At 64.3% G+C, this 18,210-nt stretch carries 18 protein-coding genes and 1 tRNA gene; 17 read left to right on the top strand and 2 right to left on the bottom strand.

Features of this window, described 5'->3' with window-relative positions:
- Positions 1–102 precede the first annotated feature (102 nt).
- From GA0061099_RS18290 to GA0061099_RS18260, 7 genes are all read left to right on the top strand, one after another.
- Positions 103–192: transfer RNA gene (locus tag GA0061099_RS18290), tRNA-Ser, on the top strand.
- Positions 193–981: 789 nt separating this feature from the next.
- Complete coding sequence (locus GA0061099_RS18285) at positions 982–1,278, top strand: hypothetical protein (RefSeq protein ID WP_036031449.1); 297 nt, start codon at positions 982–984, stop codon at positions 1,276–1,278.
- A 190-nt stretch (positions 1,279–1,468) separates the two neighbouring features.
- Entirely contained in the window at positions 1,469–3,502 is a 2,034-nt protein-coding gene (locus tag GA0061099_RS18280; RefSeq protein ID WP_036031446.1) for a VTT domain-containing protein, read from the top strand.
- Positions 3,502–4,176 carry an endonuclease/exonuclease/phosphatase family protein gene (locus GA0061099_RS18275; RefSeq protein WP_036031455.1) on the top strand — a complete coding sequence of 225 codons (675 nt, stop codon included), beginning with the start codon at positions 3,502–3,504 and terminating at the stop codon, positions 4,174–4,176. The genes GA0061099_RS18280 and GA0061099_RS18275 overlap by 1 nt, the downstream gene beginning before the upstream one ends.
- A 168-nt stretch (positions 4,177–4,344) precedes the next feature.
- The gene (locus GA0061099_RS18270; RefSeq protein ID WP_035999201.1) at positions 4,345–4,536 is read left to right on the top strand and encodes a hypothetical protein; all 192 of its coding nucleotides are present in this window, start codon (positions 4,345–4,347) and stop codon (positions 4,534–4,536) included.
- Between the two features lie 224 nt (positions 4,537–4,760).
- Positions 4,761–5,081: a DUF1476 domain-containing protein gene (locus GA0061099_RS18265; protein WP_036031452.1), complete on the top strand. Its 321-nt coding sequence runs from the start codon at positions 4,761–4,763 to the stop codon at positions 5,079–5,081.
- A 102-nt stretch (positions 5,082–5,183) separates the two neighbouring features.
- Positions 5,184–5,474: a hypothetical protein gene (locus tag GA0061099_RS18260; protein WP_036031443.1), complete on the top strand. Its 291-nt coding sequence runs from the start codon at positions 5,184–5,186 to the stop codon at positions 5,472–5,474.
- Between the two features lie 33 nt (positions 5,475–5,507).
- Here the strand turns inward: GA0061099_RS18260 and GA0061099_RS42765 are convergent, their stop codons facing one another.
- Complete coding sequence (locus GA0061099_RS42765) at positions 5,508–5,636, bottom strand: hypothetical protein (protein WP_260347296.1); 129 nt, start codon at positions 5,634–5,636, stop codon at positions 5,508–5,510.
- Between the two features lie 792 nt (positions 5,637–6,428).
- Between GA0061099_RS42765 and GA0061099_RS18255 the strand changes: the two genes are divergently transcribed.
- On the top strand, positions 6,429–7,355 hold the full coding sequence (locus GA0061099_RS18255; RefSeq protein ID WP_050996265.1) for a septal ring lytic transglycosylase RlpA family protein: 927 nt from the start codon (positions 6,429–6,431) through the stop codon (positions 7,353–7,355).
- On the opposite strand, the gene GA0061099_RS18250 is transcribed toward GA0061099_RS18255, so the two are convergent.
- Positions 7,349–8,305, bottom strand: a complete 957-nt coding sequence (locus GA0061099_RS18250; protein WP_036031438.1) for an alpha/beta fold hydrolase — start codon at positions 8,303–8,305, stop codon at positions 7,349–7,351. The two genes, GA0061099_RS18255 and GA0061099_RS18250, sit on opposite strands and share 7 nt — an antisense overlap.
- Positions 8,306–8,459: 154 nt before the next feature.
- Between GA0061099_RS18250 and GA0061099_RS18245 the strand changes: the two genes are divergently transcribed.
- The 9 genes from GA0061099_RS18245 (at position 8,460) to GA0061099_RS18205 (ending at position 18,195) form a co-directional block, all read left to right on the top strand.
- Complete coding sequence (locus GA0061099_RS18245; RefSeq protein WP_035999217.1) at positions 8,460–9,722, top strand: D-alanyl-D-alanine carboxypeptidase family protein; 1,263 nt, start codon at positions 8,460–8,462, stop codon at positions 9,720–9,722.
- A 2-nt stretch (positions 9,723–9,724) separates the two neighbouring features.
- Positions 9,725–10,411 carry a dTMP kinase gene (tmk, locus tag GA0061099_RS18240; RefSeq protein WP_036031435.1) on the top strand — a complete coding sequence of 229 codons (687 nt, stop codon included), beginning with the start codon at positions 9,725–9,727 and terminating at the stop codon, positions 10,409–10,411.
- A complete protein-coding gene (locus GA0061099_RS18235; RefSeq protein ID WP_036031432.1) occupies positions 10,408–11,454 on the top strand; it encodes a DNA polymerase III subunit delta' in 1,047 nt (348 codons plus the stop codon). The genes tmk and GA0061099_RS18235 overlap by 4 nt, the downstream gene beginning before the upstream one ends.
- A 108-nt stretch (positions 11,455–11,562) precedes the next feature.
- On the top strand, positions 11,563–13,509 hold the full coding sequence (gene metG, locus GA0061099_RS18230) for a methionine--tRNA ligase (protein ID WP_074448020.1): 1,947 nt from the start codon (positions 11,563–11,565) through the stop codon (positions 13,507–13,509).
- Between the two features lie 13 nt (positions 13,510–13,522).
- The gene (locus tag GA0061099_RS18225; protein ID WP_036031429.1) at positions 13,523–14,299 is read left to right on the top strand and encodes a TatD family hydrolase; all 777 of its coding nucleotides are present in this window, start codon (positions 13,523–13,525) and stop codon (positions 14,297–14,299) included.
- Between the two features lie 13 nt (positions 14,300–14,312).
- On the top strand, positions 14,313–15,110 hold the full coding sequence (locus GA0061099_RS18220) for an MBL fold metallo-hydrolase (protein ID WP_035999229.1): 798 nt from the start codon (positions 14,313–14,315) through the stop codon (positions 15,108–15,110).
- A gap of 158 nt (positions 15,111–15,268) precedes the next feature.
- A complete protein-coding gene (locus GA0061099_RS18215; RefSeq protein ID WP_036031428.1) occupies positions 15,269–15,862 on the top strand; it encodes a TRAP transporter small permease in 594 nt (197 codons plus the stop codon).
- Between the two features lie 2 nt (positions 15,863–15,864).
- A complete protein-coding gene (locus tag GA0061099_RS18210) occupies positions 15,865–17,178 on the top strand; it encodes a TRAP transporter large permease (protein WP_035999234.1) in 1,314 nt (437 codons plus the stop codon).
- A 39-nt stretch (positions 17,179–17,217) separates the two neighbouring features.
- On the top strand, positions 17,218–18,195 hold the full coding sequence (locus tag GA0061099_RS18205; protein WP_035999237.1) for a TRAP transporter substrate-binding protein: 978 nt from the start codon (positions 17,218–17,220) through the stop codon (positions 18,193–18,195).
- The last annotated feature ends 15 nt before the right edge of the window (positions 18,196–18,210 follow it).

Genomic DNA, 18,210 nt, shown 5'->3' with positions numbered 1-18,210 from the left:
AGGAACGCGCCGCGCTCCGGCCGGCAAAGGTTTGAGCACTTGCGCCAACTTGGCGTTGCCTTGCGCGGTCGACTACGTTAAGCGACACCCATTCCCGGGACTGGAAGGGTGGCCGAGTGGTTTAAGGCACCGGTCTTGAAAACCGGCGTGCCCGCAAGGGTACCGTGGGTTCGAATCCCACCCCTTCCGCCAGAAATCGCCATAAGTTCCCCTCGTGGGCTGGCACGCTCCTTGCCAATTGGACGTGCCCGACCATGGAGGCGTGCACCGATGGCACAGCGAGTTCGTATCTTAAAGCAATCCAAGTCCGGTTTGACACATATTGCCCGCGAGCTGGTGAGATTGCTGGACGCGATCGAGGAGCTCGAGGAGCTGAGAGAAAGGGGCCGGCTCGCCGAAGCCGCTCGCGTGTTGCACTAGCCTGCGCTGGAAAGACTGGGGCGCCTCGGCGCGTCACTCCCAAGGTCTGGATTGGCGGCGCCCCGGTGCCGCTCGGGTCATTTGGCCGAGACCCATTCCTAACACCGCAGCCCGACGGATCTGTTCAATCTTCCTCGCTCAAGTCCGGCCCGCGATGTTGGAGAGACGGATTCCGGCGGTGCCGTAGACCCATGTTGCGTTTGGATCTCCAGTCTTCAAGAGGAGGATCGGGACTGGTTGAAATGCAGTGGAAGGAAGCGTTGCGTGCTAGAGCCACGGACACGCGAAACTGCGCAGGAACGCTACTGACTTAGAGAGATTAGCCCGACAGCAAGCTTCACAGCGGGCAACGCATGTTCTTCTTTTTCTCGAACCGGCTGGGATGTCTCGGCTCGCTGCTGATCTCCGGCCTGGTCACGGTGGCGCTGCTCTTCCTGTTTGGACTGATTCGGTTCTGATCATCAGCGCCTGGGATCCGACCGTCATCCTCTTGCATGCTCCCTCAGGAACTTGGCCTCGGCTCGTCTGTTGTTCGCAGTCTCGAGCACACGGAGAGCAGCCTTGGAAAGCACCATCATTGGAGAATTCGACACGCGCCGCGGAGCCGAGCTTGCGGTTGAGCATGTCGTGCAGGAATGCGGCGTGCCGCGAGGCGACGTCTTCGTCCAGCCTGCCGGCGCTGCGAACACCGTGGGAACACGCGCGGCAGGTCCTGACGTCAAGACAGCGCCCACACCGGAGGGACGGCAGAAGCTGGAAGGCCTGATCGAGGTTTCCGTCGATTTTCACGGCGAGGCCCCTGAGAAAATTGTCGATGTGTTGAGGAGCGCCGGCGCGAAGTTTGTCCGCACCAAATGACGACTTGTGCGACGGGCCCAGAGGGCCGGACATTCGGCATTCGCATCGAACCGCAGCCGTTGACCGCGTGGAACCCCTTGAGCCTCCAGCGCGTTTAGACGCAAACGCGAATTGCGAGGTTCACCTGCTTCAGAGCGCATCGACACTCACTCCCGGCGACACCGTCTGGCGGCGGTGCAGGGCGCGGCGCGTGGCGGTTCTGAACGATGCCGCCGCCTATTTCGCAGCCCTGCGGGAGGCCCTGCTGGAGGCGCAGGATTTCGTCTACATCATCGGATGGGACATCCATAGCAGGACACGCCTGGTCGGAGCCTCCGGACGTGCGGATGATGGCCTGCCTGAGGAGCTGGGTCCCTTCCTGCGCGCCCTGGTGCAGCGCAGGCCCGCCTTGCGCATCAACATTCTCGTCTGGGACTTCGTCTCGTTTTACGCTTCCGAGAGAGAGTGGAATTCCGCGGCGAAATTTACCGCCGACACCGATGGCCGCGTCCGGTTTCATCTGGACGCCACGCTTCCGTTCGGTTCGGCGCAACACCAGAAGATCGTCTGTGTCGACGGTTCATTGGCGTTCGTCGGCGGCCTCGATCTGACGATCAGGCGCTGGGACACGAGTGACCACCGCGCCGACAATGCCATGCGCTGCGACCCTCAGCGCAAGCCGTATCCGCCGTTTCACGATGTTCAGTGCCTGGTCGACGGCGATGCTGCGGAGCAGCTGTTCGCCCTCGCGGAGCAACGCTGGCGTGCGGCAGGCCAACAGTCCGATGAATGGTGCGCACCGAGGAACGGTCGCTGGCCGGCGAACGTGCCTGTGGAGGCCGAGCACGTGCCGGTCGGGATCGCCAGGACCGAGGTGGTCTGTCCTGCAGGCTCGACCATCAAGGAGGTCGAACGCTCCTTCATTGCGGCGATCCGGTCGGCAACGAGCTTCGTGTACATCGAAAATCAATTCACCAGCGCGACCCGGATGGCGCACGAATTGGCGGAGCAGATGTGCCGCGTGCCGTCGCTTCGGGTTCTGGTGGTCGCTCCGAAACTGCATTCCTCGTGGTTTGAGTCCCAGGCCATGCAGAACGGCCGTGGCGCCTTCATCAACTGCTTCAGCGCGGCTGGCGTGGCCGATCGCATCCGCTTCGTCCATCCGGTCTCCCGCAGCGGCAATAAGGAAGCCGCCGTGATGGTGCACAGCAAGCTCATGGTGGTCGACGACCGGATCTTGCGGATCGGCTCCGCCAATCTGAACAATCGTTCCATGGGCGCCGACAGCGAATGCGACCTCATCTTTGAAGCTGAATCCGAGCAGCATCGGGATTTCATCGCCTCCGTCCGCCGTCGTCTCATCGCTCATTTCTGCGGTCTCGACGAGCAGGCCATCGCAAGAAACGAGCATCGGCTCTTCGCTCTGCTAGACGACGTCTCCACATCTCATGGCGCCAAGACGTTGCGGAAAGTCCAGTCTTCGGTTCTAACCAGCACGCTGGCCAGCTTGGTTCAGCCTGTGGCGGACCCTGAGCTGCCACTTCATCTGGAGCGCACGGCATCTCGCATGTGGACGACGAAAACCATCATCGGGATCGTTGCGATAGCCGTGGCTCTTTTTGGGCTGGCGCTGGCCTGGTCTTACACGTCCTTGAGCGATGTCGCCGATGCAGGTCATCTTTCGGCGCTTCTGTCTGCCTATTCGCAGTCCATCTGGGGGCCGCCATTGGCGATCGCAGCCTTCGTCCTTGGCGGGCTCGTCGTCTTTCCGGTTCTCGTGCTCATTGCGGCAACGGCCGCCGCACTCGGGCCGTGGCTGGGGTTCGCGACCGCCATGGCGGGCGTCCTGCTCAGCGCCCTGATCCTGTTTGCGATCGGTCGCTTCGTCGGCCGGGAACGGCTTCAGCGTCTGCTGGGCCGACGTGCCGCACGCATCCAGGAACGCGTGGTCGGGAAGGGGATCCTGGCGGTTGTCGTCATCCGGATGCTTCCCATAGCACCGTTCTCACTGGTAAACGTCGTGGCAGGCGCAAGCACGCTGCCTCTTCGTGACTTCATGGTTGGAACTCTGCTGGGCAGCACGCCCGGAATCCTGGCCATGGCGGTTCTCGGCTCGCAGATTGCAGAGCTCGCCAGAAATGCGTCCTGGAGCAACATAGTGCTTCTGATACTGGCATTCCTCGGCTGGCTCGGGGTCTGCGTCGGCGCGCAATTCGTGACGACATGGCTCGCCGGGAGGCGCTGATGGTGCCCGTGCGCTTCATGACGTGGAATGTGCACGGCACGTTCAATCTCAATCCGAAATTCGATCTGGAGGGTGTTTGCTCCATCCTGCGCAAATGGTCGCCGGATGTCGTCGCGCTCCAGGAGGTGGATTCCCGATCGCGGTCGGACGACCCGTTCGCGAAGCTGGCGCGCGTCGTCGGCGATCATCGCGTTCATGCCAAGTCGATCGTCACGGAGGACGGTGACTACGGCCAGATGCTCATGAGCCGCTTTCCGTTCTCCAGCGTGCCCGAGATTGTCGACGTGTCGTATCGAGAGCGGGAGCCGCGCAGGGCGATCGCGACGGGATTGCTGACGCCTTTCGGCGACGTCCGCGTGGTGGCCACTCATCTCGGCCTCAGCATCCACGAGCGTTATGCGCAGGCTCAGGCCGTGGTGAGCCTGGTGAAGCCGGAAAGGACCGTCGTCCTCGGCGATTTCAACGATTGGTTTTGGGTGAAATCGGTGCGGCGCGTGCTCGCGCAGGCCTGCCCGAACCGGACGCGGTTGCGAACTTTCCCATCGCGCTTGCCCCTCATGCGGCTCGACCGGATCTACGCAACGCGTGACAGCCGAATCGAGAAAGTCTGGACCGATCATGCGGCGCGCGCCTATTCCGACCATTTGCCCGTGATCGCGGACATCGCGATCTGACGGTTCCGGCGATCGGAGCGCGGATCTCTGGCCCTCATTGAGAAAAGCGTTGTGGTAGAGGAACTTAGCTACTGTGCATGGGGTTGTTTTCGGACAACTTATGCCCCCGGCCGACGGTCTCGAACGGGACCATGCGGAACTTTTTCCTCACGGCCACGTTCATTCAGCATGACTGAAGACCTTTCCTTCCGACGCAAACCCCTGACTCCCGAACAGCGCCACGCTCGCGATGCGGCTCGGCGGATCGAGGCCGAGAAGGCCATGCGCGATCACGAAGCGGCGCAGAAGGCGTTCTATGCCAACAAGGAACGGCTGAAGGCCGAGCGGTTGGCGCGCGAAGCGGCGGCGGCGAAGGGCTGAGCGAACGCGCTTAGCCGCGCAACTACCAAAAAATCGCATCTGCTGGCGGCCTGCATTTGATTGTCGGCCGCCAATGCCGCTTGGGTGTCTGCTTCCCATCGGCAGGCTTGACGGCGCTTCGCTTCCGGGAGGAAGCTTCTGATGATCCAAAAGTGACCTGAACCATGGATACGTTCGCTCCCAGCAAGTGCGATCCTCATCAGCGACGCAGAATGGAGCTGACCATGACCACGTTCGACAAGCGCGAGCGGGGCTTTGAAGCCAAATTCGCCCACGACGAGGAATTGATGTTCAAGGCCACGGCGCGGTCCAACAAGCTGCTCGGGCTTTGGGCCGCAGGCCAGCTCGGGCTCAGTGGCGATGCCGCTGCAGGCTACGCGGCTGCGCTGGTGACGGACCATCTGGAGAGCCGGACGATGGACGATGTAGTCGGCAAGGTGGCGGGCGATCTCGCAGGCAAGGGGATCGCGCGCGAGCAGGTCGCGCAGAGGCTTCAGGAATGTCTGCACCAGGCGCTGGCGCAGTTCGAAGCGGACCGGCAATGACACCCGCTGCTGCGTTTGGCGCGCTTGCCGCCTTCCGCGGGCTGTGCCGTTTCGTGCTACCGTGCCAGCCGCCGGAGACGGCGGCGAGCGGGAGGTGGGGGCATGTCACGGGGCAGCTTTGGCAAATGGTCCGGCGCAATCGCATGCGCCGGCGCCATGCTGGTCGCTGCAGGTGGCGCCGAGGTCTCGGCGACGCCGCTGACGCCGTTTCGATACGAGGCGCAGGCCCAGCGTCATTGCCCGCGCGACAAGGTGGTTTGGCTCGACTTCGGCAAGGGCGTCTATTACCGCAAGGGGCAGAAGCGCTACGGCCAGGGCTTCGACGGCAGCTTCGTCTGCCAGAACGAGGCCCGCGGCGGCTTCTACCGCCGCTCGCTGTTGGGCCTGCGCTGAGCGGCGGATTTCGGCGGCTGGCGGACGCGCCGGTTATTTCGCTGACGGCAGCCTGACCGGCACATGCGGGGAGGTGCTGATGACCCGGGGACTTCCATCCGGATAGGTGCGGTTGCCGCGGATCAGGGATTCCAAGACCAGGAAGAACTTCTCGGCAAGCATTTGCGTCACCCTCGTTGGTGATGGCCTCTTGCAATTGGTCGAGGCGCCGAACGCAATAATTCAATTAACTGAATGGGAGCGGGGACGGCCGCGCCTGCTGCGCCGCAATGGAGAGAACCCCGTGTTGGACAGGAGGACGTGCGGTTCAGGCAAACGCCAGCGCGACGAGGCTCGAGCAGAGCAGCACCAAGCCGCCGGCGGTCAAGGCCAGGAAGCCATCGGATACGAGGTCATGATTACGCATGGGACACCTGCCGCTCTCGTGTTCGATGCGCGAGTGGATCGACCAAGACCGTCCGAACGCGCCGCTTTGAAAGAGGTGATGCTTGCCGTCCGCGCGAGTGCCTTTAGGCCCTCGTGCGGTAACCCTCGAACGCATGGGCCAGGAAGATCCCCGCGCTTACCAGACCCATCAGTGCCGAAACCGTCTCGATCATCGTTAAATTCCAAATCCCGCCCTCGCATCCGAGAGAACGCGGGCGGCCTTGCACAGTCAAAAGAATTTCGGTGAGCGGCGCGACAATGGGGATGGAGTGAGGATTTGGCGCAACAGACTGTCCGGCACTGGCACAGTGCGGGGGCCATCGCCCCGTAGAACAACGGAAAAATGCGAACGTCTCGTTTACCATCCCGGCGTGATCGCCATGGGCTCCCCATTTCCGCCGCGTTCGGGTTGCGTTATCGTTACCGCTTCCGAGACGGTGGTGGGCCGCCTCGGATGAGATGACCGGACAGCGCTCCCGTAGCCAAAGCGGGTTGGGTACGCCTCCGGCGAAGTGGTATTTGGGGCGCATGGGGATCCATCGGTCAGATTCGGTTTTGCGAGCCGCGCGCGGTGTTGCGGCGGTCGCGACCTGCCTTGCGCTCGCCAACTGCGCTTCCTCGAACAAGTTCGCCAGCCGCGTCGACCCGAAATACGGCGTGTCCTCGAGCCCGCGGGTGGTGGCCTTCGGCGATCCGGTCCCGAAGGGCGGCGGCACATACCGCGTCGGCAAGCCCTATGTCGTGGCGGGCCGGACTTACGTGCCGGAGGAGGACGCCAACTACCGAGCTGAGGGCATGGCCTCCTGGTACGGCGACAGTTTCCACGGCCGCCTGACCGCCAATGGCGAAGTGTTCGACATGACCTCGCTGACCGCGGCGCATCCGACCCTGCCGATGCCGTCTTATGCGCGGGTGACCAACGTCTCGAACGGCAAGTCGCTGATCGTCCGAGTCAATGACCGCGGGCCTTATCACGGCAACCGCCTCATCGACGTCTCGAACAAGGCTGCCGAACTCCTTGAATTCAAAGGAAATGGCGTCGCCAAGGTCCGCGTCGAATATGTCGGCCGGGCTCCGCTAGAAGGCTCCGACGACCGCCAGCTTCTGGCGACCCTGCGCACCGGCGTTCCGGCGCCGTCGCCCTCGATGGTCCGGGTCGCCTCGGCCAAGCCGTTTGTGCCGGAGCTGCCGTCCTCGACCCGCGGTGCCATTCGCGGCGAGGTCCCGATGCCGGAGGGGCGGCCATACAATCTCGGCAGTACCTCGGCCGATATGGCTTCGCTCAATGCTACCTCGGAAATGTCGGCCTCGAGCCGCAGCCGGGGCCAGGCGCTCCAGAACGCCCGCGCGGTGTCCTATGGCGAGGACGGTCGCTACGCCGCCGACAGCGCGGCCGCATCGACCGATGGCGCCGCCGAGGCCCGCAGCATCCTGAGCGGCCGCGGCCTCTACTGAGCCGCGCTCTCCTTCAAGAACGTGACGAGCGCCGCATTCACCTCTTCGGGCCGCTCCTGCTGCACCCAATGGCCGGCGCCCTCGATGATCAGCTTGCGCTTCAGATTGGGCAGCACGCGCTCGAGCTCGTTGACGCGCTTGGCCCCGATCAGGCCGGTGATGACGGCGTCCTTCGAGCCTGCGATGAAGAGGGAAGGCTGGTGAATCTGCGCGTCCTGCCAGGGCGCGGTCAGCTCCCAATTGCGGTCGATGTTGCGATACCAGTTCAGCCCGCCGCGGAAGCCGGACTTGCGGAAGGCCTCGGTGAAATAGGCCAGGTCTGCCTCGCTGAGCCAGCCAGGCAGCGGCTCGTCGGCGCCCGCGTGGCCGAGAAAGCCCTTGCCCTCCTGCACGAACATGGCGGCGGTGGGATCGGCGAGGCCCCGCCCGCCGAGGACGATGCGCATGGTGCGTGCGACGTCACGCTCGAGCTCGGCCTCGGCGACGCCGGGCGTCTGGAAATACTGCCAGTAGAAATTGGTGACGCCGCCCTGGCGCAGCAGGTCGAGCGGCTTGCCGCGGCCCCGGAACGGCGGCGGCACGCTCAGGCCCGCGACCGCCGTGAAGATGTCCGGCCGGAACAGCGCCGCGTGCCAGGCGACCGGTGCACCCCAATCATGGCCGACCACCATCGCCTTGGTCTCGCCGAGGGCCTGGACCAGGCCGACCACGTCGCCGACCGTGTCGAAGATCGAGTAGGCGTTCGCGTCGAGCGGCGCCGCGCTCTGGCCATAGCCGCGCATGTCGGGGGCGACGACGTGAAACCCGGCTTCGGCGACTGCCGGGATCTGGTGGCGCCAGGAATAGGACAGCTCCGGCCAGCCATGGCACAGCACGACCAGCGGTCCCTGTCCGGCTTCGCGGACGAACAGCTCGACCCCGTTGGACTTGATCATGCGGGTTGAGGGCATTCGCTTTTCCGCCTTGTTTCAGGGGTTTGGTCGAAAAACATGAGGCGTCACGATAGGGGCGCAGCGAGAATCGTGCAATCTCGGCGACAAGCGTCCAACCGCGTGTTGTTCGCATCTGTTCCAGCTGTTAGAACGCCTCTCTCAGGGCTTCGCCATGGCACTTCGTCTTCCTTTGCTTCGTCGCAACCGGCTCACCGCCGGAACGCTGGCACGCGGGCTGATCGCGACGGTTTTGGCAGCGGCCATCGGCTGGGGCGGGGCGCTCCTTGCGGCCAACCAGAGCGTCCAGGGCGGCAAGAAAGCGGAAGATGCCGGCTTCGACGGCGATGCCCCGACCGCGATCCTGATCGAAGCCTCCTCGGGCAGCGTGCTGTTCGAGAAGAACGCCGACGAGCTGCGCGCGCCCTCGAGCATGATGAAGCTGATGACCGCGGAGGTCGTCTTCAATGCCATCAAGAAGGGCGACATCAAGCTGAACGACGAGTATCGGATCAGCGAGAATGCCTGGCGCAGAGGCGGGGCCCCCTCGGGCGGCTCGACCATGTTCGCCGCCATCAACAGCAAGGTCTCGGTCGACGATCTCCTGCGCGGCGCGATCATCCAGAGCGGCAACGACGCCTGCATCGCGCTGGCCGAAGCCATGGCGGGCAATGAGCGGATCTTTGCCGCCGACTTCATGACCAAGCGCGCCCGCGAGCTTGGCATGACCAGGTCGACCTTCGCCAATTCCAGCGGTCTGCCCGATCCCGGCAACAAGATGACGGTGCGCGAGCTCGGCATGCTTGCCCGGCACATCATCCTGGACTTCCCCGAATTCTACAAACTGTTCGGCGAGAAGGAGTTCACCTGGAACAAGATCCGCCAGCAAAACCGCAATCCGCTGCTCAATTCGATGGAAGGCGCTGACGGCCTGAAGACCGGCTACACCAAGGAAGGCGGCTACGGCATGGTCGGCTCCGCCGTGCAGAACGGCACGCGGCTGATCGTCGTCGTCAACGGACTTGACGATCCCGAGGACCGCGCCACGGAAGCCAAGAAGATGCTGGAATGGGGTTTTCGCAATTTCGAGACCCGCACCCTGATCGCAGCCGAGCAGCCGGTCGGCTACGCCAAGGTGTTCGGCGGCGAGAGCCGGTCGGTCAAGCTCATCGCCAAGACCCCTGTGAAGGTGATGGTGCACAAGAACGGCAGCGACAAGCTGATTGCGCGCATCGTCTATAGTGGCCCGGTGCGCGCGCCGATCGAGGCCGGCCAGCGGGTCGGCGTGGTCAGGGTCTGGCGCAGCGGCAACATCGCGGTCGAGACGCCGGTCTACGCCGCGGAGGCGATCGGCACCGGCTCGACCATGCGCCGCGCGATCGACGGCGCCAGCGAGCTCGTGATCGGCATGTTCCGCGCAGGCGCCGAGAAGCTCTGATCATGAGTGAGAGCGCTGCACAGCGGCCGTCCGGACGGGGACGCTTCATCACCTTTGAAGGCGGCGAGGGCACGGGCAAGTCGACCCAGATCAAGAAGCTCGCCGACCGCCTCAAGGCGGCAAAGCTGCGCATCCGCGTGACGCGGGAGCCGGGCGGCTCGCCGGGCGCTGAAATCATGCGTCATCTGGTGCTGTCGGGCATGGGCAAGCTGCTCGGCCCCGAGGCCGAGACGCTGCTGTTTGCCGCCGCGCGCGATGACCATGTCCGCACGGTGATCCAGCCGGCGCTGAGCCAGGGCGTCTGGGTGCTGTGCGACCGCTTCGCGGACTCGACGCGGGCGTATCAGGGCAGCCTCGGCCAGGTGTCCGATGGCCTGATCAACGCGATGCAAAGGGTGACGATCGGCGACCTCAAGCCGGACCTCACCATCATCCTCGATTTGCCGGTCGAGATCGGCCTGCAACGCGCCGCCGCGCGCCGCGGCAGCGGCACGCCGGACCGGTTCGAGGCCGAGAAGCTCAGCTTCCACCAGGGCCTTCGCGAAGCCTATCGCAAGATCGCGGCGGAGGATCCCGCGCGCTGCGTGCTGATCGACGCCAATTCCGATCCGGACACGGTCGCCGCGCGCATCTGGACGGCGCTGCGCGAGCGCCTGCTGCCAACGCCTGCGTCAGTGGTGTCGGTATGAGCCCGCGTCAGGCCGAGCGCGAAACCGCCATACCGCATCCGCGCGAGACGTCGCAGCTGTTCGGCCATCGCGAGGCGGAGGCCGCGCTGCTTGATGCCTATCGCAGCGGACGCATTCCGCATGCCTGGCTGATCGGCGGGCCACAGGGGATCGGCAAGGCGACGCTGGCCTATCGCATGGCGCGCTTCGTGCTCGCCCATGCGCAGCCGCTGGCGCCGGCCGTGCAGCGCGCCGAAAGCCTTGCGATCGATCACGACGACGCCGTGGCGCGGCAGGTGGCGGCCGGCTCGCATGGCGGCCTGCTGACGCTCGAGCGCACCGCCAACGAGCGCGGCGTGATGCGCACCGTGATCACCGTGGACGAGACGCGCGAGACGATCGGTTTCTTCGGCTCGACCGCCGCGGCCGAAGGCTGGCGCGTCTGCATCGTCGACACGGTCGACGAGCTCAATCCGAACGCGGCCAACGCGCTTCTGAAGATCTTGGAGGAGCCGCCGCAGCAATCGCTGTTCCTGCTGGTGAGCCACGCGCCCGCGCGGGTGCTCGCCACGATCCAGTCGCGCTGCCGCAAGCTGCGCCTGCGACCGCTCACCACGGATGATGTGATCGGCGCCGCAGCTTCGGCGGCTGAGCTCGATCCGAACGATGCCGCGCTGCGCGAGGCGGCCGAGGCCTCCGAGGGCAGCGTCGCACGGACGCTGACGTTGCTCGGTGGCGAGGCCCTGAAGCTTCAGCAGCGCACGGCGGCGCTGCTCGCGCGCCTGCCGCAGGTCGATCCGCGCGAATTGCACACGCTCGGCGATTCGCTCGGCACCAGCGACCGCGTGGCGCTTGCGGCCTTCATCGACGGCATCGACCGCTGGATTGCGGAGCGCCTGCATGCGGATGAGGCCAATGCCAACCAGAACCTGCCGCGCCTTGCGCGGCTAGCTGAGGTATGGGAAAAGATCGTCCGCGCCGCGCGCGACACCGAAACCTACAATCTGGACCGAAAGCCCTTGGTTTTCTCGGTGTTCGGCTGGCTGGCGGACGCAACGCGCTAAAGCATGATCCGGAAAAGTGCGCAGCGGTTTTCCGAAAGATCATGCGCAAAACAATAACGGAACGCCGAGCCGTTTCCAAAATTCGAGAAGCCGGTAAAGGAATTCGTGGTGGCAACGCGAGCTAAGAAATCCGTCAAACGCAAGAGCGGCAAGAAGGCTGCGAAGAAGGCCGTCAAGAAAGCCGCGAAAAAGGCCAAGGCGCGCGCGGCCAAAGCTGCCAAGAAGGTCAAGAAGACCAAGAAGGCTGCCGTCAAGAAGAGCGTGAAGAAGGGCGCCGCAAAGAAGGCCGCGAAGAAGCAGGTCGTCGCCAAGAAGGCGGTGAAGAAAGCTGCCAAAAAGCCGGCCAAGGCTCCGGCGAAGAAGGTCGCGAAAAATGCGGCTGCGCCTGCCGTGACCGCCGCACCGACTCCCGTCGTGACGCCTGAGAAGCCAAAGGCGCCGAAGCCAAAGGCTCCTCGTTCGCCGAAGCCCGTCGCTTCTGCGCACGTTGCCGCGCCTGCGGTTGCCGCCGCGCGCGACAACATCTTCTACATCACCACCGCGATCGCCTATCCCAACGGTAGCCCGCATATCGGTCATGCCTATGAGGCGATCGCGACCGACGCCCTGGCGCGCTTTGCGCGGCTCGACGGCAAGGATGTGTTCTTTTTGACCGGCACCGACGAGCACGGTCAGAAGATGATTCAGACGGCGGCGAACGAAGGCATGTCCACCGCCGCGCTCGCGACGCGCAATGCCGGCCGCTTCAGAGAGATGGACGAGCGCCTGGACGTGTCGTTCGACCGCTTCATCCGCACCACCGAGGAGCAGCATCACCGCTCCAGCCAGGAGATCTGGCGCCGCATGGAAGCGAACGGCGACATCTACGCTGACACCTATTCGGGCTGGTACTCGGTCCGTGACGAGGCCTATTACGCCGAGGACGAGACGCGTGTGAACGACGATGGCGTGCGCTTGGGGCCGCAGGGCACGCCGGTGGAATGGGTGGAGGAGAAGAGCTATTTCTTCCGCTTGTCGGAGTACCAGGACAAGCTGCTCAAGCTCTATGCGGATCAGCCCGACTTCGTCGGGCCGGACTCGCGCAAGAACGAGGTGGTGAGCTTCGTCAAGGGCGGCCTGCGCGATCTCTCGATCTCGCGCACCACGTTCGATTGGGGCGTGAAGGTGCCCGGCGACGAAGAGCACGTGATGTATGTCTGGGTCGATGCGTTGACCAACTACATCACCGGCGTCGGTTTCCCCGATGAGAGCGACAAGAACTGGCGCTATTGGCCGGCCGACGTGCACGTCATCGGCAAGGACATCATCCGCTTCCATGCGGTGTATTGGCCGGCCTTCCTTTTGTCGGCGGGCATCCCGCTGCCGAAACGGGTCTATGCCCACGGCTTCCTGTTCAACAGGGGCGAGAAGATGTCGAAGTCGGTCGGCAACACTGTCGATCCCTTCAACCTCGCCGACCAGTACGGCGTCGACCAGTTGCGCTACTTCTTCTTGCGCGAGGTGCCGTTCGGCCAGGACGGCAACTACAATCACGAGGCGATTGTCGCGCGCATCAACGCCGATCTCGCCAACGATCTCGGCAATCTCGCGCAGCGCTCGCTGTCGATGATCGCAAAACAGCTCGGCGGCGTGCTGCCCGAGCCCGGCGAGTTCAGCGACAACGACAAGGCGATCCTGGCGATGGCCGACGGCATGATCGCTGCCTCGCGTGAAGCCATGGCGACGCAGCAGATTCATCAATGGCTCAACGCCGTCTGGGCCGTGGTCGCGGAGGCCAACCGCTATTTTGCGGGTGAAGCGCCGTGGGCGCTCGCCAAGACGGATCCGGCCAGGCAGAAGACGGTGCTCTACGTCACCGCCGAAGTCGTGCGTCAGATTGCGATCCTGGCTCAGCCCGCGATGCCGACCGCCTCCGGCAAGCTGCTCGACAGCCTCGGCATCCCCGAAGCCGAGCGCAATTTTGACATGCTCGGCGGCGCCAAGCGCATCGCGCCCGGTTCGACGCTGCCGGCGCCGATGCCGGCGTTCCCGCGCTACGTCGAGCCGGCGGCCTGAAGGCGTTCGCACGATGCTGGTCGACAGTCATTGCCATCTGGATTTTCCGGACTTTGCGGAAGATCTCGACGGTATCGTGTCGCGGGCGCGAGCCGCCGGGATCGCCCGCATGGTCACGATCTCGACGCGGGTCGGGCGGCTGCAGGACCTGCTCGCCATCGCGGAGCGCTATGACGACGTCTATTGCTCGGTCGGCACCCATCCGCATCATGCGGACGAGGAGGACGGCATCGCGCCGGATGAGCTGATTGCGCTGACCCAGCATTCCAAGGTCGTCGCGCTCGGCGAGGCCGGGCTCGATTATTTCTACGACAACGGCTCGCCGGAGGCGCAGGCGAGGGGCTTTCGCGCCCACATCGCCGCCGCCCGCACCACCGGACTGCCGCTGGTGATCCATACCCGCGAGGCCGACGAGGACTGCGCGCGCATTCTGGAAGAGGAGGCCGCAAAGGGATCGTTTCGCGCCGTCCTGCATTGTTACACGGGCGGGCGCGAGCTGGCACTGAAGGCGGTGTCGCTCGGGCTCTATATCGGCTTCACGGGAATCCTGACCTTCAAGAAATCGGAGACCTTACGCGCGATCGCAGCCGAACTGCCGCCCGATCGTATCCTGGTCGAAACAGACTCGCCCTATCTTGCGCCCGGCAAATTTCGGGGCAAGCGCAACGAGCCGGCCTACGTGGTCGAGGTCGCAAAGGTGCTCGCCGAGACGCGCGGCGTGTCGCTCGACGAGATCTCGCGCCAGACCAGCGAAAACTTCTTCCGCCTGTTCTCGAAGGTGAAAGCTTGAGACTGGGAGCCACATGACGCTGACGCTGACGATCCTGGGCTGCGGCTCCTCCGCCGGCGTGCCGCGCCCGGCGCTCGGCTGGGGCGCCTGTGATCCCAACAATCCCAAGAACCGCCGTCGCCGCTGCTCGCTGCTGGTCGAACGGACGTCCGAGCATGGCACGACACGCATCGTGATCGACACCTCGCCGGACCTGCGCGAGCAATTGCTCTCGACCAATGTCGACCACATCGACGCGGTGTTCCTGACGCACGAACATGCCGACCAGACCCACGGCATGGATGATCTGCGCTCGGTCGTCATGCACATGCGCCGGCGCATTCCAACCTATTTCAACCAGTCGACCGCCAAGGACATCCTGTCGCGGTTCTCCTATTGCTTCATCTCGCCCGAGGGCAGCGATTATCCGCCGATCCTGACGCGGCATTCGATCGAGGCGGGAGAAAGCCAGACCATTCTGGGGAAGGGCGGCGCGGTGACGATGACCGCCTTTCTGGTGCAGCACGGCAACATCCCCGCGCTCGGCTACCGCATCGGGGATGCGGCCTACACGCCTGATCTCAATGATATCCCGCGCGAGAGCTGGGAGGCGCTGGAAAATCTCGATCTCTGGATCGTCGACGGCCTGCGCTACACCGGCCATGTCAGCCATTTCAGCATCAACGACGCGCTGTCCTGGATCGAGCGCTTCAAGCCGAAGCGCGCGGTCATCACCAACATGACCGCCGACGTCGATTATGAGGTTATCCGGCAGTCGCTGCCCCCTGGCGTGGTGCCGGCCTATGACGGGCTGCGGCTCGAGACGCACTAAACCCGCGGTGGAAATTCTCCTGCCAGCCGGCATAGACCTTGCTTGCACCGGCCCCATCATGTTGATCTAACGTCTGAAAGACAGGCGTTGGGCAGGGCGATATTCAAACAGGACCGGCAGTCGGATGCTATCGGTCCGTCGAGTCGCCTCGTGTGAGGATGGGGATCGCGTTGGCAGAGGACGAAGTAGCGACTCAGGGACCGGTACGACGCGCGCTGGACCTCCTCTATCTCGGCGCGGGCTATGCCGCGGGCGTCTTCTTGGTCGCGATCTTCGCAATCATGATGGTGATGTCGGTCGGGCGCCAGTTTGCGCTCAACATTCCCGCCGGCGATGATTTTGCGTCCTGGTGCATGGCGGCGATGGCGTTCCTCGGCCTCGCTCACACCTTCAAGCGCGGAGAGATGATCCGCGTCGGCCTGTTGCTGGAGCGCTTGCACGGGCGGACCAAGCAGATCGCGGAGGTCGTGGCGCTCGGCATTGCCGCTGCCTTCATTCTCTACTTCACCCGTCATGCTGTGCAGATGACCTACGATTCCTGGCGCTTCAACGACGTGGCGCAGGGCGTGGTCGCGCTTCCGCTCTGGATTCCCCAGCTCGGCTTCGCCGGCGGCCTCGTGATCCTCTCGATCGCGCTGATCGACGAGATGGTCAACGTCATCGGCGGCAACCGTCCGAGCTACGAGAAGGGCTCGCCCGACGAAACTCCGGAAGAGTTCGTCGAACGCATCTCGCAGGGCGGTGGGGGCTGACCATGGCCAGTCTCGGCATGATCGAGCTGTCGTTCGTCCTGCTCGGCGTCATGATCCTGCTGCTGGGAAGCGGCGTCTGGATCGCGGTCTCGCTCGGGCTGGTCGGCTTCGTGGCGATGGCGCTCACCACGAGCCTGCCGCTCGGCACCGTGCTTGCGACCACCACCTGGAGCGCGAGCTCATCCTGGACGCTGGCGGCCCTGCCGTTGTTCATCTGGATGGGAGAGATTCTCTTCCGCACCAAATTGTCGGAGGAAATGTTCCGCGGCCTATCGCCCTGGGTGCAGTGGCTGCCGGGACGGCTGACACATGTGAACGTGATCGGCTGCGGCATCTTCGCGGCGGTGTCGGGTTCGTCGGCGGCGACCTGCGCGACGATCGGCAAGATCGCGCTGCCGGAGCTCGACAAGCGCGGCTATGACAAGGGCCTGAGCCTCGGATCGCTGGCGGGCTCGGGCACGCTCGGCCTGCTGATCCCGCCGTCGATTCCGATGGTGGTCTATGCCGTCACGGCGAACGTCTCCGTGCTTCAAGTGTTTCTCGGCGGCTTCCTGCCGGGATTGCTCGTGATCGCGCTCTATTCCGGCTACATCATCATCTGGTCGCTGCTCAACCCGACAAAGGTTCCGCCGCGCGATCCGCCGATGCCGCTCCGGCAGAAGCTGCGCGAGTCCGCCAAGCTCGCGCCCTGCCTGCTGCTGATCCTGGCGGTGTTCCTGTCGCTCGTTCTCGGCTTTGCGACGGCGACGGAGTGCGCGGCCTGGGGCGTTTCCGGCGCGCTGCTGCTGGCTTGGTGGAGCGGCACGCTCACGCGCAAGAACTTCCTCGAGAGCATCATGAGCGCGACGCGCCTGACCTGCATGATCATGCTGATCCTGGCAGGCGCGGCCTACACCACGGCGGCGATGGCCTATACGGGGATTCCGGCCGCGCTCGCCACCTGGGTCCAGGGCCAGCAGCTCACGCCGAGCATGCTGGCGCTGTATCTGAGCATCATGTACATCATCCTGGGTTGCCTGATCGACGGCATCTCGATGATCGTTCTGACCGCTGTCATCGTGCTGCCCATGGTCAGGCAGGCCGGCCTCGACCTGGTCTGGTTCGGCGTCTATCTGATCATCCACGTCGAAATGGCGCAGATCACGCCGCCGGTGGGGTTCAACCTGTTCGTGCTCCAGAACATGAGCGGCCGCGATACGTTCACGGTCGCGCGGGCGGCCTTCCCGTTCTTCGTGCTATTGCTCGCTGCGGTCTTCATCATCACGGAGTATCCGCAGATCGTGACGTTCCTGCCGAAGCTCGCTTTCCCAGACTGAGCGTACCCGTTCTCTAGATCGACTGTGAGGAGAAGTCCGATGATGTCTCGTTTATTCCACGCATCTTTGATTGCCGGCGTTGTGCTGGCCGCGACACCTGCCTTGGCTCAGACCAAATGGAACCTGCCGGCAGCGTATCCTGCGGACAATCCGCACTCCGAAAACCTGGTCGCGTTCGCCAAGGACGTCGAAGCCGCCACCTCGGGCAAGCTCCAGATCACGGTTCATCCGGGCGCCTCGCTGTTCAAGGCCCCCGACATCAAGCGCGCCGTGGTGACCGGGCAGGCGCAGATGGGTGAGGTGCTGCTGTCGATCCACGAAAACGAAGACCCGATCTTCGGCGTCGACGTCGTGCCGTTCCTCGCGACCAGCTTCCCCGAGGCGACGAAGCTGTATCAGGCCTCCAAGCCTGCGATCGCCAAGAAGCTCGACGCGCAAGGTCTCAAGCTGCTGTTCGTGGTGCCGTGGGCACCGCAGGGCGTCTACGTCAACAAGCCGCTGGCCACGATCGAGGACATGAAGGGTCTGAAGTGGCGCGCCTACAATGTCGGGACCGCGCGGATCGGCGAACTGGTCGGCGCGCAATCGGTCACGATCCAGGCTGCGGAACTGCCACAGGCGTTGGCGACCGGCGTGGTGAACTCCTTCATGTCGTCGGGCGGCACCGGCTACGATTCGAAGGCGTGGGAGTCGCTCAAATACTTCTATGACGTGCAGGCCTGGATTCCGAAGAACTACACTTTCGTCAACAAGGCTGCGTTCGAGGCGCTCGACAAGCCGACCCAGGAGGCCATCCTGAAGGCCGCCGCTACCGCGGAGACGCGCGGCTGGAAGGCTTGGGAAGAGAAGGCCAATTGGTACCTCGGTCAGCTCAAGGCCAAAGGCATGACTGTCGAGCCGCCGAGCCCGGCACTGAAGGCCGGCTTCCAGAAGATCGGCGACCAGCTCACGGCCGACTGGCTTAAGAAGGCAGGGGCCGACGGTCAGGCGGTGCTCGACGCCTACAAGAAGATGTGAGGATGAGAGAGCTTC

The organism is Bradyrhizobium yuanmingense (assembly GCF_900094575.1).
GTDB lineage: Bacteria > Pseudomonadota > Alphaproteobacteria > Rhizobiales > Xanthobacteraceae > Bradyrhizobium > Bradyrhizobium yuanmingense.
The sequence above is the reverse complement of the archived record's forward strand: the minus strand, read 5'-3'. Positions and strand labels throughout refer to the sequence as shown.

Bases quoted from the DNA above. Each gene is read 5' to 3' on its own strand.
- GA0061099_RS18225 (WP_036031429.1), top strand. From the start codon at position 13,523: ATGCTGGTCGACAGTCATTGCCATCTGGATTTTCCGGACTTTGCGGAA.
- GA0061099_RS18205 (WP_035999237.1), top strand. From the start codon at position 17,218: ATGATGTCTCGTTTATTCCACGCATCTTTGATTGCCGGCGTTGTGCTG.
- GA0061099_RS18255 (WP_050996265.1), top strand. From the start codon at position 6,429: ATGGGGATCCATCGGTCAGATTCGGTTTTGCGAGCCGCGCGCGGTGTT.
- GA0061099_RS18250 (WP_036031438.1), bottom strand. From the start codon at position 8,305: ATGCCCTCAACCCGCATGATCAAGTCCAACGGGGTCGAGCTGTTCGTC.
- GA0061099_RS18245 (WP_035999217.1), top strand. From the start codon at position 8,460: ATGGCACTTCGTCTTCCTTTGCTTCGTCGCAACCGGCTCACCGCCGGA.
- GA0061099_RS18210 (WP_035999234.1), top strand. From the start codon at position 15,865: ATGGCCAGTCTCGGCATGATCGAGCTGTCGTTCGTCCTGCTCGGCGTC.
- GA0061099_RS42765 (WP_260347296.1), bottom strand. From the start codon at position 5,636: ATGCTTGCCGAGAAGTTCTTCCTGGTCTTGGAATCCCTGATCCGCGGC.
- GA0061099_RS18275 (WP_036031455.1), top strand. From the start codon at position 3,502: ATGGTGCCCGTGCGCTTCATGACGTGGAATGTGCACGGCACGTTCAAT.
- GA0061099_RS18260 (WP_036031443.1), top strand. From the start codon at position 5,184: ATGTCACGGGGCAGCTTTGGCAAATGGTCCGGCGCAATCGCATGCGCC.
- GA0061099_RS18270 (WP_035999201.1), top strand. From the start codon at position 4,345: ATGACTGAAGACCTTTCCTTCCGACGCAAACCCCTGACTCCCGAACAG.
- GA0061099_RS18220 (WP_035999229.1), top strand. From the start codon at position 14,313: ATGACGCTGACGCTGACGATCCTGGGCTGCGGCTCCTCCGCCGGCGTG.
- GA0061099_RS18235 (WP_036031432.1), top strand. From the start codon at position 10,408: ATGAGCCCGCGTCAGGCCGAGCGCGAAACCGCCATACCGCATCCGCGC.
- tmk (WP_036031435.1), top strand. From the start codon at position 9,725: ATGAGTGAGAGCGCTGCACAGCGGCCGTCCGGACGGGGACGCTTCATC.
- GA0061099_RS18265 (WP_036031452.1), top strand. From the start codon at position 4,761: ATGACCACGTTCGACAAGCGCGAGCGGGGCTTTGAAGCCAAATTCGCC.
- GA0061099_RS18215 (WP_036031428.1), top strand. From the start codon at position 15,269: ATGGGGATCGCGTTGGCAGAGGACGAAGTAGCGACTCAGGGACCGGTA.